This is a genomic window from Veillonella criceti (genome assembly GCF_900460315.1).
Lineage (GTDB): Bacteria > Bacillota > Negativicutes > Veillonellales > Veillonellaceae > Veillonella_A > Veillonella_A criceti.
Map to the genome: position 1 here is coordinate 1,658,379 of NZ_UHIO01000001.1, position 13,522 is coordinate 1,671,900.

Annotated in this window: 12 protein-coding genes and 1 pseudogene; all 13 read left to right on the forward strand. The window is 41.7% G+C overall.

Annotated features, from left to right (window positions below; all coding sequences use genetic code 11):
* Positions 1-39 precede the first annotated feature (39 nt).
* A pseudogene (ilvD, locus tag DYE54_RS07395) lies at positions 40-1,697 on the forward strand (dihydroxy-acid dehydratase).
* 175 nt (positions 1,698-1,872) lie between these two features.
* On the forward strand, positions 1,873-3,093 hold the full coding sequence (gene ilvA, locus DYE54_RS07400) for a threonine ammonia-lyase (RefSeq protein WP_115310636.1): 1,221 nt from the start codon (positions 1,873-1,875) through the stop codon (positions 3,091-3,093).
* A 109-nt stretch (positions 3,094-3,202) separates the two neighbouring features.
* A complete protein-coding gene (ilvB, locus tag DYE54_RS07405) occupies positions 3,203-4,921 on the forward strand; it encodes a biosynthetic-type acetolactate synthase large subunit (RefSeq protein ID WP_115310637.1) in 1,719 nt (572 codons plus the stop codon).
* A complete protein-coding gene (gene ilvN / locus DYE54_RS07410) occupies positions 4,914-5,402 on the forward strand; it encodes an acetolactate synthase small subunit (protein WP_115311112.1) in 489 nt (162 codons plus the stop codon). Before ilvB ends, ilvN begins: the two co-directional genes overlap by 8 nt.
* 104 nt (positions 5,403-5,506) lie before the next feature.
* Positions 5,507-6,517, forward strand: a complete 1,011-nt coding sequence (ilvC, locus tag DYE54_RS07415; RefSeq protein WP_115310638.1) for a ketol-acid reductoisomerase — start codon at positions 5,507-5,509, stop codon at positions 6,515-6,517.
* A gap of 253 nt (positions 6,518-6,770) precedes the next feature.
* Positions 6,771-7,013: a DUF1653 domain-containing protein gene (locus DYE54_RS07420; protein ID WP_115310639.1), complete on the forward strand. Its 243-nt coding sequence runs from the start codon at positions 6,771-6,773 to the stop codon at positions 7,011-7,013.
* A 9-nt stretch (positions 7,014-7,022) separates the two neighbouring features.
* The gene (locus DYE54_RS07425; protein WP_115310640.1) at positions 7,023-7,796 is read left to right on the forward strand and encodes an HAD family hydrolase; all 774 of its coding nucleotides are present in this window, start codon (positions 7,023-7,025) and stop codon (positions 7,794-7,796) included.
* Positions 7,797-7,897: 101 nt separating this feature from the next.
* The gene (locus tag DYE54_RS07430; protein WP_422822091.1) at positions 7,898-8,566 is read left to right on the forward strand and encodes a peptidylprolyl isomerase; all 669 of its coding nucleotides are present in this window, start codon (positions 7,898-7,900) and stop codon (positions 8,564-8,566) included.
* 7 nt (positions 8,567-8,573) lie between these two features.
* On the forward strand, positions 8,574-8,927 hold the full coding sequence (locus tag DYE54_RS07435; protein ID WP_115310641.1) for a GIY-YIG nuclease family protein: 354 nt from the start codon (positions 8,574-8,576) through the stop codon (positions 8,925-8,927).
* A gap of 121 nt (positions 8,928-9,048) precedes the next feature.
* Positions 9,049-9,507 carry a YwiB family protein gene (locus DYE54_RS07440; protein WP_115310642.1) on the forward strand — a complete coding sequence of 153 codons (459 nt, stop codon included), beginning with the start codon at positions 9,049-9,051 and terminating at the stop codon, positions 9,505-9,507.
* On the forward strand, positions 9,473-11,137 hold the full coding sequence (gene argS, locus DYE54_RS07445; RefSeq protein ID WP_115310643.1) for an arginine--tRNA ligase: 1,665 nt from the start codon (positions 9,473-9,475) through the stop codon (positions 11,135-11,137). The genes DYE54_RS07440 and argS overlap by 35 nt, the downstream gene beginning before the upstream one ends.
* Positions 11,138-11,250: 113 nt before the next feature.
* A complete protein-coding gene (locus DYE54_RS07450) occupies positions 11,251-12,864 on the forward strand; it encodes a CTP synthase (protein WP_115310644.1) in 1,614 nt (537 codons plus the stop codon).
* Positions 12,865-12,866: 2 nt separating this feature from the next.
* Entirely contained in the window at positions 12,867-13,508 is a 642-nt protein-coding gene (locus DYE54_RS07455; protein ID WP_115310645.1) for a GntR family transcriptional regulator, read from the forward strand.
* Positions 13,509-13,522: the final 14 nt, after the last annotated feature.

Below are 13,522 nucleotides of genomic sequence, written 5' to 3' on the forward strand. Positions count from 1 at the left end.
TTTATTACATCATCTGGTGATGGCAAAGGAGAGAAGAACATGCGTAGTGATAATTTTTCGAAAGGCGTAGCGAGAGCGCCTCATCGGTCCTTACTAAAAGCGTTAGGATTTGTGAATGAAGAGATTGGTAAACCTGTTATTGGCATTGCCAATTCCTTTAATGAAATTATTCCTGGCCATATGCATTTGCGCAATCTGGTACAAGCTGTAAAAGACGGCATTCGCGAAGCGGGCGGTATTCCTATGGAATTTAATACGATTGGGATTTGTGATGGGACAGCCATGAATCACATAGGCATGAAATACTCCTTAGTAACACGGCAGATTGTAGCTGATTCAATTGAAGCTACGGCCATGGCAACACCCTTTGATGGGCTCGTATTCATTCCGAATTGTGACAAGATTGTACCTGGTATGTTAATGGCCGCAGCTAGACTAAATCTCCCGTCTATCTTCGTTAGTGGTGGGGCGATGTTAGCCGGTACACATAAAGGCAAGCGGGTAGGACTTAGTGATGTTTTTGAAGCGGTTGGTAAAGTAGAAGCAGGTCTTATGAGTGAAGCGGAATTAGCGGAGCTTGAAGAGACAGCGTGCCCTACTTGTGGATCTTGCTCCGGTATGTATACGGCAAACACGATGAACTGTTTAACCGAAGCTTTGGGGATGGCGCTCCCTGGTAATGGAACTATTCCTGCTGTATATTCGGAGCGACTTCGATTAGCTAAACGGGCAGGGCTTCAAATTATGGACGTGCTTAAAGCTGATTTACGACCTCGTGATATTTTGACTCGTGAAGCCTTTGAAAATGCTGTGGCTGTTGATATGGTGCTCGGTGGCTCATCCAATACAGCGCTCCATTTACCAGCAGTCGCTTATGAAGCAGACGTGCCCCTTACATTGGCTGATTTTGATACGATTGCGCAGACTACGCCACAGTTAGCAAAATTGTCACCATCAGGTTCTTACTTTATTGAAGATTTATATGCGGCTGGCGGTATTAGTGCCGTGCTCCATCGATTGCAAGAAGCAAAGAAACTTCATGAAGCGGCTAAGACGGTAGCTTTAGTTACACAAGGTGAACTGGCACAAGTAGCTAAGGTGCTTGATGAAGATGTGATTCATCCTTGGCATGAACCAGTATATCCAACAGGGGGGATTGCTGTACTAACTGGTAATTTAGCACCAGATGGTTCTGTGGTTAAAGCAGGGGCTGTAGATTCTGAAATGCTTGTTCATAGCGGACCGGCGCGTGTCTTTAACAGCGAAGAAGACGCTTGCGCTGCCATTACAGGCAATCAGATTAAGAAAGGGGATGTAGTTGTAATCCGTTATGCAGGGCCTAAGGGTGGTCCTGGGATGCCAGAGATGTTAACACCTACCTCTACGATTACTGGTATGGGCTTAGGTAAAGAAGTAGCACTTATTACTGATGGTCGGTTTTCAGGGGCTACACGTGGAGCTTCGATTGGTCACATTTCACCAGAAGCAGCGGCTGGGGGCCGATTGCACTGGTTGAAGAAGGTGACATTATCGAAATTGACATTCCAAATCGTAAATTGGCCGTACAGTTAAGTGAAACAGAATTGGCACAGCGTAAAGCTAAATTAGTCCCTCATGATTCGGGGGCTAAGGGATATTTGAGAAAATATGCGACTCATGTATCCTCCGCAGCGGAAGGCGCTGTTGAGAAATATTAAAGAGGCTTATGAGGCGTGAGAATAGAGTAGAGAGAACTTAATATAGATTTGAGAGTATAAAAGAAACGTTGAGAGAGCGTTTAATTTAAAACTTGAGAGTGAGAGAATCGAATAGAGAGAACTTGAGTATAGATAGAACTAAAAGAGATATTAAGAGGAGTAAAGGATTGGTACGATGTTAACACTTTATGATTTTATAGAAGCACGCGAGCGATTAAGTACTGTGACGGTTAAAACAAAATTGATTCACAGTACTGTATTTTCCGAAGAGTCAGGGAATGATGTATATATTAAACCGGAAAATTTACAGCGTACAGGATCCTTTAAATTACGGGGCGCTTATAATAAGATTGCCAAATTGACTAAAGAGGAAAAGGCTTGTGGTGTTATTGCTTCTTCAGCAGGCAATCACGCGCAGGGCGTTGCGTTAGGAGCACAAAAATTAGGCACGAAAGCAGTAATTGTTATGCCTAAGCCAAGTCCGCTTATCAAAGTAGAGGCTACACGGCAGTATGGGGCTGAGGTAGTATTAGCTGGTGAAGTATATGATGAAGCCTATGCGGAAGCGGTTCGATTACAACAAGAACATGGCTATGTATTTGTTCATCCTTTTAATGATGAAGATGTTATTGAAGGTCAAGGAACAATTGCGTTAGAGGTGTTAGAAGAGTTGCCTGATGCCGATATTTTATTAGTGCCGATTGGTGGTGGTGGTTTGGTAGCTGGGGTAGCGGCCGCTGCTAAATTAAAAAATCCATCCATAAAAATTGTGGGGGTTGAGCCAGAAGGGGCGGCCAGTGCTGTGGCTGCTTTACAGGCCGATGTACCGGTCGCTTTAGATAGTGTCAGTACCATCGCTGATGGGGCGGCCGTGAAACAAATCGGTGATGTGACTTTGGGATATATTAAAGAATATGTCGATGAAATCGTGACAGTATCTGATTATGAATTAATGGAAGCATTTTTATTACTGGCTGAAAAGCATAAAATTGTTGGTGAAAATGCAGGGCTTTTATCAGTAGCAGGGCTTAAAAAACTGAAAGAAAAAGGGAAAAAGGTAGTATCTATTTTAAGTGGCGGTAATATTGATGTATTAACAATTGCGTCTATGATTAACAAAGGGCTTGTACTGCGTGGACGTATTTTCACCTTCTCCGTTAATTTACCGGATAAACCGGGACAATTGGTGGCCGTTTCACAAATTGTAGCGGGACAAAATGCTAATGTAATCAAACTAGAACATAATCAATTTAAAAATTTAGATCGCTTCCATGAAGTGGAATTGCAAGTAACAGTGGAAACGAATGGGGAAGACCATATTCAGCGGATTACGGAAGTGTTTGCAGAGCATGGCTATACTATCCATCGCATTAATACGAGCGAAGTCAATGAGTAGAGGGGCGTGATTCGCTGATGTGTGTATTGGTAAGGAATCTGATGCATATAAATAGTTAGCAGTAATATGATACATTGAGAGTAGGAGAGATGAGAGAGGATGTGAACACATGAGTAGCGATACCATCAATGGGGCACGTATAGTACTGGAAACGCTGCACCGTATAGGAATTAGAGATTTCTTTGGTTATCCTGGTGGCGCCGTTATCCCAATTTATGATGAAATCTATAAATATAAGGGGTTAAATCACTATTTTGCGCGTCACGAGCAAGGGGCGGCGCATGAAGCTGATGGGTATGCACGAGCTACTGGTCAGTGCGGTGTTTGTTTGGCTACCTCAGGGCCAGGCGCTACGAATTTAGTGACTGGTTTAATGACGGCTCATATGGACTCTGTCCCTATATTAGCTATTACGGGACAAGTAGGCCGGTCTTTATTGGGGAAAGATGCCTTTCAAGAATCAGATATTGTAGGAATAACAATGCCAATTACTAAAAATAATTACTTGGTGAAGTCTATTTATGATTTACCGCGTATTTTACGGGAAGCGCATTATATTGCTACGACAGGGCGACCAGGCCCTGTATTAGTGGATATTCCTAAAGATGTACAGTTGGCAAGTATTTCAAGGGCCGAATTTGAGCGACTTTGTGAAGAGCCTTTTACATTGGAAGGGTATGAGCCAAATTATAAAGGTCATCCATTGCAGATAAAAAAAGCAGTTAAATTATTACAAGAAGCTAAGCGGCCTTTAATTATTGCAGGGGCTGGTATTTTAAAAGGACAGGCTTCGGAGGCGTTATATGAATTAGCCACAAAAACACAGATACCGGTAACCAATACTTTGCTAGGGCTAGGCTCTTTCCCTGGGGGGCATGAATTATTTCTCGGTATGCTCGGTATGCATGGCACTGCAGCCGCCAATTTTGCCACTGAGGAAGCGGATGTGGTCTTGGCGGCGGGTATTCGTTTTGATGATCGTATTGCTGGCAATCCAGAGGCTTTTTGCAAGCAGGCTAAGATTATTCATATTGATATTGATCCTGCGGAAATTGAAAAAAATCGCAGTGTAGATGTACCGATTGTAGGCGATGTGAAACAAGTGCTACAAGCGATGAATGCAGTGTTACCAGAAAGTACGCATGAAGCGTGGTGTAAGCAGACGAAAGCGTGGAAAGAGGCGTATGCGCTTCGATATCGCCAGGTTGCGGCAGACCGATTGGTGCCACAAAAAGTATTAGCGACTTTGAATGAATTACTACAAGGTGAAGCCATTATCGTAACGGACGTGGGACAGCATCAAATGTGGGCGGCGCAATATTTTACTTATCGAGCCCCGAATAGTATTGTTACTTCTGGCGGTGCGGGCACCATGGGATTTGGCTTACCGGCGGCCATTGGGGCGCAAGTGGGTCAACCGAATAAAAAAGTAGTGCTCATTGTTGGTGATGGGGGCTTACAAATGACGGCCCATGAATTGATGTTACTTAAACAATATCAGTTGCCTGTGAAAGTAGTATTACTTAATAATTCGTATTTAGGTATGGTTCGGCAATGGCAGGAATTGTTTAATGATAAACGATATTCTTTTGTTGATTTGTCGGTTAATCCTGATTTTCAAACATTGGCGGCGGCTTATGGCGTGCGCAGTGTAAAAATTGAAGGCCAACACGATTTAAAGGCTAAATTAGAAGCTGAATTAGCCTCGGATGAAGGCGTTTTGATTGAATGTGTTGTTGAGCGAGAAGAGAATGTATATCCTATGATTCCCGCCGGCATGACCGTGGCGGCGATGCGTGGTGCCAAGGGGGTGGCTGATGATGAGTAATGAACACCAAATCTTAGTGATTACAAAAAATACCCCAGGCATTGGGGCACGGGTATTAGCTTTATTTAATCGTCGCGGCTATTCAGTGAAAAAAATGACCTCTGGTGTTACGGTTCAATCAGGATATGCGCGGATGACACTGACGGTGGATGCAGATAGCAATACGTTAGATCAGATTCAAAAACAGATCTATAAAATCATCGATGTTGTCAAAGTGAAAGTCTTTCCCAAAATGGATGTGGTACGACGTGAACTGATGCTTATTAAAGTGAAGGCTGATGATCAAACGCGGTCACAAATTGTACAAATTGCCACGATTTATCGTGGTAATGTACTGGACGTAGCGCCCACATCACTCATTATTGAATTGACTGGCGATGAAGAAAAACTCCGTGGTTTTATTGATATTATGAAACCATATGGCGTATTAGAAATGGCTAAAACGGGCGTAACGGCTATGAGCCGTGGCGAACGATTATAAGCATATATTTTATTTGGAGGTATTCTACAGCGAATGTAGTGTATATACAAAATTCGTTGGGGGTATTGGTTAGCTAGGTAACTAGCAGAGAGAGAGGTATTATTATGGCAGGAACAATCTATGGTGCAACAGTATATTATGACGCAGATTGCAATTTGGACGCATTAAAAGGTAAGAAAATCACAGTTCTTGGCTATGGTTCGCAAGGGCATGCCCATGCGCTTAATTTAAAAGAGAGCGGTATGGATGTAACGGTAGGTCTTCGTGACGGTTCTAAATCTTGGCAAGTCGCTGAAAAAGATGGCCTTCCTGTTAAAACAACAGCGGAAGCGGTTAAAGGGGCCGATGTAGTGATGGTGTTGATTCCTGATGAGTTGCAAGCTGAAACGTATGAAAAAGATATTGCGCCCAATCTTAAAAAAGGGGCGTATCTTGGCTTTGCTCATGGCTTTAATGTTCATTATAAGAAAATCGTACCACCAGCTGATGCAAATGTATTTATGGTAGCCCCTAAAGGGCCGGGCCATTTGGTACGCCGTACATTCCAAGAAGGTAGTGGTGTGCCTAGTTTATATGCGGTTGAAAAAGATCCATCCGGTGATACAAAGGAACTTGCTTTGGCTTGGGCCGCGGGCATTGGTGCTGGCCGTGCAGGTATCTTGGGGACAACCTTCCGTGAAGAAACAGAGACCGATTTATTTGGCGAACAAGCTGTTCTTTGCGGTGGGATCTGTGAATTAATGCAGGCTGGGTTTGAAACGTTGACCAAAGCAGGATACCATCCAGTTAATGCGTATTTTGAATGTGTTCATGAAATGAAATTAATTGTAGATCTTATCTATGAAGGTGGTTTTCATACTATGCGTAGCTCTATTTCAAATACCGCTGAATATGGTGATTATGCGACGGGTACTAAATTAATTACAGCAGAAACGCGTAAGGAAATGGAACAAGTATTGGCTGATATTCAATCGGGTGCGTTTGCTGATGAATTCTTGGCAGATTATAAAGATGGTTTCAAAAAATTGTATGCTCGTCGTGAAAAAGCAGCTAATCATGAATCCGAAAAAGTTGGTGCAGAACTTCGAGGCTTGATGTCTTGGATTAAGAAGTAAACAATCAATCCTGAAGAGGTTATACGCAATAAAACGAAAATAGAATATCCCCTGTTAACATGGAACGCAAATGATACATACAATTTGCGTTCCATTTGTGTTTGGTATAAAGCTAAAATTAAGAGACATAGTAGATAAATATAGATGATAAATAATTAGTCAAGACCTCTTTTAGTAGGCCGTTTTTATGTGTTACAATAAAAAGCGATGAAAGCTGATTTCGTTCGTAACAACATGATTTGTTGGAGGTTATATGCAAGAAATAGTGGTTGGTGGCTTATATCGTCACTTTAAAGGGATGTATTACTATGTAAAAGACATTGCGGTTCATTCGGAAACAGGAGAACCCTTTGTAGTGTATCAACAATTATATGGTGAACGAAAAACTTATATTCGCCCCCTTGGTATGTTTGCTAGTCCTGTGGATCATGAGAAATATCCAGAGGTAACGCAAAAGGAACGTTTCAAATTGATGTCGGGGCGTGATAACGGATAGGAGGTATGGATGAAAAAGAAATTTTTCTTTTTTGACATTGATAATACGCTAGCAGTTTGGCCAGATGGTATTATTCCAGCGAGTGCGCAAGAAACTTTGGATACGTTGAAAGCTAATGGTCATCGAGTGGCGTTAGCGACCGGGCGCTTACAAAAAGATGCTAAACGCTTTGCTGATTTAGCCAATGTAACAGATTTTGTAGCGGATGGTGGCAAGAGCGTAACTATCAATAATGAGATTATATTTATGGAAGGTATGGATCGCGAGGCCTGTGTTCGTTATATAACACATTTAGAAGAACGTGGTTTGCATTGGGCTGTGACGGATGTGAATGAACTCGTGCGGGTTACGCCGTATGAAACGGTGCTACAATGGCATCCTGATTGGGATGTATTTAAGACCGTGTATGATCCAACCTTTGATTATCGACAAGTTGAGCATTTTTATAAGATTTATGCCTTTATGACACCGGAACAAGAAGAACGCAAACAAGTTGTTCATATGACGACGGATTTGATTCGCTATGGTGAAAACTGCATTTTGTTTGAACCTATGGTAAAGGCAGAAGGGGTACGTCGTATGATTGCCCATTATGGCATGAAACCAGAAGATGTTGTTGTCTTTGGTGATGGCTATAATGATTTATCGATGTTCAGTCCGGAGTGGCTTAATATTGCCATGGGCAATGGTCGTGAAGAATTGAAAGCAGCCGCCGATTATATTACATCTGATTGTAAACGAGATGGGATTTATGAAGCGTGCAAAAATTTTGGCTGGATTTAAGAGAGTCTTACTAGCATAATTTAATAGTCTATGTTATAATGAAATGTCAAAAGTACCGCTCATATTGTTTGTGAGCGGTTTTTCATATATAGGAGATACGAATGAAACTAATGAAACGATACGGAAATTGGCGACGTTTGTGTACCGCAGGGCTACTGGGGGTAGCGTTATTAGTGACTAGTGCTTGTGGTGCTAGTCAAAGTAGTAGTGCTGATAGTGCGGCTCAAGGCTCAACTGAGCCTGCAACAACTCAATTACAGGCACCTACGTTGGATGCTACGCCAGTTAAAGATCACTATGCTGTATTTGAAACGTCGGAAGGTACGTTTAAAGTCCGCCTATATGGCACTAAAACACCAATTACGGTTAAAAACTTTGATTATTTAGTTAACCAAGGCTATTATAAAGATTTAACATTCCATCGCGTTATTGATGATTTTATGATTCAAGGTGGCGATGATGGTAAAGGTGGCCCGGGCTATACGATTCCTGATGAATTTGTGAATGACTTACATTTTAATAAAATGGGATTGTTAGCCATGGCGAATCGTGGCCCTGATACGGGGGGCGCGCAGTTCTTTATTACCTTAGGCCCCACACCGTGGTTAGACAATAAACACACTATTTTTGGTGTCGTGACCCAAGGTATGGATGTGGTGGCCAAAATTGGTAAAGTAGCAACCGATAAAAAAGATAAACCGATAGAACCCGTTGTGATTAAGTCCATTACATTGGAACCGATTACCGATACACAAGGTAGCGCTAAATGAGGTACTTATGAGTAAAGAAGGGTTTTACACGTATATGGTTGAGTGTTCAGATGGATCGCTGTATACGGGGTGGACTACGGATTTGGTGCAGCGAGTAGCTAAGCATAATGGCCAGTTGCCTGGGGGTGCTAAGTATACAAGGGCTAGGCGCCCTGTGAAATTAGTATGGTATACGTCGTTTCAGCGAAAACAAGAGGCCCAATCCATGGAATATCAAGTGAAACGGATGCCTAGGGAACAAAAGCGCGCTTTAGTGGCTGCCTTTGTAAAGGCTCATCCGACGGCTATTGATAATTTGCTGGCGAGTCAAAAGTGCACGTTTCAAGATAGCTCTACGAAGGAAGTAGAGAGGGCTGATTAAGCGAGTATATCTGTAAATAAATTTCTTAAAATTCCCTGTTTTCTATGGTATAATGAACTGATGTATAGTTTATAAAAATAAACTATGAAGTGGGATATAAAAACGCGGAAGGAGGACTTCGATGAAGCGCGTTTTAGTTGGCGTGAAAAGCACGCAGCGTGATGCTGACGGGAAAGACACGGTCATTGAAATGGTTTCTCCCGGTGAATATCACGAGAAAAATGATACAAAATATATTATGTATAGTGAAACCGAATTATCTGGTATGGATGGTTCCCATACAACGATTAAATTAAAACCGCATTCTATTGTATTGATTCGCAATGGTAAGGTTTCTATGCGTCATGAATATGTGCTGGGTGAGACACGACAGACGGTGTATGAAACACCTTTTGGTGAACTGCATATGGCTTTTAAGACGCATGAATTAGATGCATCGTTACATGATGGTGTCGGTTCGATTCATTTAGGCTATGACATTTCTGTTGGTGGTGAGTGGCAATATTACAACCAACTTGATATTAACTTACAGGAGGACTTAGAGTATGGAACTAAAGGACAAGCTCAAGCAAGGAATTGAGGCTGCATTAGCAAAAGCGTTGGCTGCGGGCACATTGCCAGAAGGGACATACCCTGAAGTAGTGCTAGAAGTACCACCACAGAAAGAATTTGGTGATTTTTCTACCAATATTGCTATGCAATCGGCACGGGTGGCGCGTATGAATCCAGCGGCTATTGCAGATATTATCATTGCTAATATGGATTATGATTGGTTAGATAAAGCGGAAAAAGCAGGCGCTGGCTTTATTAATTTCTTCTTAAAAAATGATATGGTCTATGACACTTTGAAAAATGTGCTAGAACAAGGTGTTTGCTATGGTACACAACCAATTCGTCAAGAAGATACTGTCCAAGTAGAATATGTAAGTGCCAATCCAACGGGCCCTCTTCATGTAGGTCATGGTCGTGGGGCTGCGTATGGGAGTGCTCTTGTTAATTTGTTGCGCGCAGCTGGCTATAATGTAGAAGCTGAATATTATATCAATGATGCAGGTAACCAAATTGACAATTTAGCCAAATCTATCAATGCTCGTTATTTAGAATTGTTGGATATGAAGAGCGAATTTCCTGAAAATGGCTATCATGGTCAGGATATTGTAGAAACGGCGCAGAGCATTATTAATTGGCGTGGTGATTTCTTTGCCATTTTATCTGATGAAGAACGGTTACCATTCTTTAAAGAATTTGGTTTAACAGAAAAATTAAATGGCTTGCGTGTAAGTCTTCGTAATTTTAATGTAGAATTTGATCGTTGGTTTAGCGAACGTTCTTTACATAAGAGTGGTGAAGTCAATAAAGCGATTCAGTTCTTAAAAGATACAGGCGATGTGTATGAAAAAGACGGGGCTTTATGGTTTGCTTCCACTCGATATGGCGATGACAAAGATCGTGTCGTTATTCGTGAAAATGGAGAGCCTACATATTTAGCATCAGATATTGCATATCATCGCAATAAATTTGAACGTGGATTCCAGAAGATGATTAACATTTGGGGTGCTGACCATCATGGGTATGTGACTCGTGTAAAAGCGTCTATGGAAGCGCTTGGTTATAATCCTAATCGATTAGAAATCCTCTTGCTTCAGATGGTAGCTTTATACCGTGATGGAGAACTTGTTAAAATGTCAAAACGTACAGGTCAGTCTGTAACTCTTGATGAATTGATTGAAGAAGTAGGCGTAGATGCAGCTCGTTATTTCTTCCTCATGCGTTCGTTAGATAGTCAGTTAGATTTTGATATTAATTTAGCGGCCTCTAAGAGCAATGACAATCCAGTGTATTATATTCAATATGCTCATGCGCGTATTCACAGTATTTTTAACCAAGTTAAAGAAGCAGGGATTAAATATGGTGACTGGGCAGGCGTTAAATTTGATACCTTAACTAGTGAATTAGAGTTAGATATTATTAAAAAATTAGGCGCATATCCAGAAGAAATTCGCTTGGCTGCCGAACATCGGGCGCCACATCGTATTGCTCGTTACCTTTATGACTTGGCTAGCTTGTTCCATTCGTTCTACAAACAAGGCCGTATTATGGGCGTAGATAGTGAATTGCAACAAGCGCGTTTAGGATTAATTACTGGGATTGCCGCTGTATTACGCAATGGTCTTGGAATCTTAGGTATTTCAGCACCTGAAAAGATGTAAGCCGTTGGGGCAATGTGTTTTAAAAGCAACGAATCGTTGCATCAATTAGTTTTTAATAACTATCGCAGTGCGGCGGTAGTGTGTATATACCATTCATAGCTTTGGGAGGAATCATGGCAACAAAGTATATTTTCGTAACGGGTGGGGTTGTTTCATCGTTAGGTAAAGGGATTACGGCAGCGTCCTTAGGTCGTTTGCTTAAGAATCGTGGCTTAAATGTAACGATTCAAAAATTTGATCCTTATATCAACATTGACCCAGGTACGATGAGTCCGTATCAACACGGGGAAGTATTCGTTACTGATGATGGCGCTGAAACAGACCTTGACCTTGGTCACTACGAACGTTTCATCGACATTAACTTAGGGAAACGCTCCAATGTAACAGCTGGTAAAGTATATTGGTCTGTTATTAACAAAGAACGTAAAGGGGATTATTTAGGCGGTACTGTTCAGGTTATCCCTCATATTACGAACGAAATTAAACAAAACGTATATCGTGTAGGTAAAGAAGACAATGCTGATGTAGTTATCACTGAAATTGGTGGTACAGTTGGTGATATTGAAAGCTTGCCATTCTTAGAAGCCATTCGTCAGGTTAAAAAAGAAGTAGGCCGTAATGATGTATTGTATATTCATGTAACATTAGTGCCTTACATCAGTGCTGCTGGGGAATTGAAAACAAAACCAACCCAACATAGTGTTAAAGAATTGCGCAGTATTGGTATTCAGCCAGATATTATCGTATGCCGTACGGAAAAACATATTTCAGATGAAATGAAAGAAAAATTAGCTTTATTCTGCGATATTGATCCTGAGGCTGTTATTGAAAACCGCACTTGCAATACGATTTACGAAGTGCCTTTGATGATGCAAGAAGAGGGCCTTGATGATATTGTAGTTAAGAAATTACAATTGCCAGAAGTGGCAGCCGATATGGAAGCTTGGAAAGAAATGGTAGCCAAGATTCTACATCCAAACAAGGAAATTACAGTTGCTTTGGTTGGTAAATACGTAGCCCTTCATGATGCGTATCTAAGTGTAGCGGAAGCCTTGACCCATGCAGGAATTGCTACAGATACGAAAGTAAACATCAAATGGGTAGATGCTGAAGAGTTGGAAGAAAATGATTGTGATGTAACGGATATTTACAAAGATGTTGATGGGATTGTAGTACCTGGTGGCTTTGGCTATCGTGGTGTGGAAGGTAAAATCCGTACCATCCAGTATGCCCGTGAAAATAAGGTGCCATATCTTGGCTTATGTCTTGGGATGCAGACAGCGGTTATGGAATTTGCTCGTCACGTAGCTGGCTTAGCTGAGGCTAACTCTACGGAATTTGATGAAGGGGTAGCCAATCCTGTTATTGACTTGATGCCAGATCAAGTGGATGTAGACCAGAAAGGTGGCACTATGCGTCTTGGCGTATATCCATGTAAAACTGTGGAAGGCACTAAAGTACGCGAAGCCTATGGTGAAGATTTAATTTACGAACGTCATCGTCATCGTTATGAATTTAACAATGCGTTCCGTCAATTATTGACAGAAAAAGGATTGGTGATTAGTGGGACATCTCCTGATAATCGTTTAGTAGAATGTGTGGAAGTGGCGGATCATCCTTGGTTTGTAGGGGTTCAATTCCACCCTGAATTAAAATCTCGTCCGACTAAAGCACATCCACTATTTAAAGGTTTTGTGGATGCTATTTTGAAACTCAAAGGTATGTAACAGTGCGTAAAACGGTACGCACGGCTCGATATCAACAAATTGCTGCTGATGTAGCTGGTAAAATTGTTTCTGGTGGCTATAAGGAAGGGGAGCGAATTTTTGCTCGCTCTGCCTTATCCGTTCATTATGGCGTATCCCCTGAAACGTCACGACGCGCGATTGCATTGCTAGCTGATTTAGGTATTGTAGAAGTGACTAAGGGGAGCGGTTGTACAGTGCTTTCTAAAGAGAAAGCAGAACAATTTCGGATGCAGTTTAATGATTTTGATTCGGTTGATTCGTTGCGCCAAGATTTGGCACGGCAAATTGAAGAACAAACAAAATCGATGCAGACCTTAAAGAACACAATCCAGAAATTAAGTGAATCAGTAGGGCATTACCAGTATAAAAATCCATTGCAACCCATGAAGATGGCGATTACTGAGGCGTGTCATTATATAGGGCAGTCAATAGGCTCCATCCAGTTGTGGCAGCATACGGGGGTAACCATTGTAGCAATTGAGTCACAGGATAAAACCATGATTATATCGCCAGGGCCGTATGCAACTTTTACAGCTGGGGAAGAGATATATTTTATTGGACCTGCTGATAGTTGGCCACGATTGGAACGCTTTTTATATGGTGCTAATGAAACAGACGAGTAGTAGGTAACTAGCTT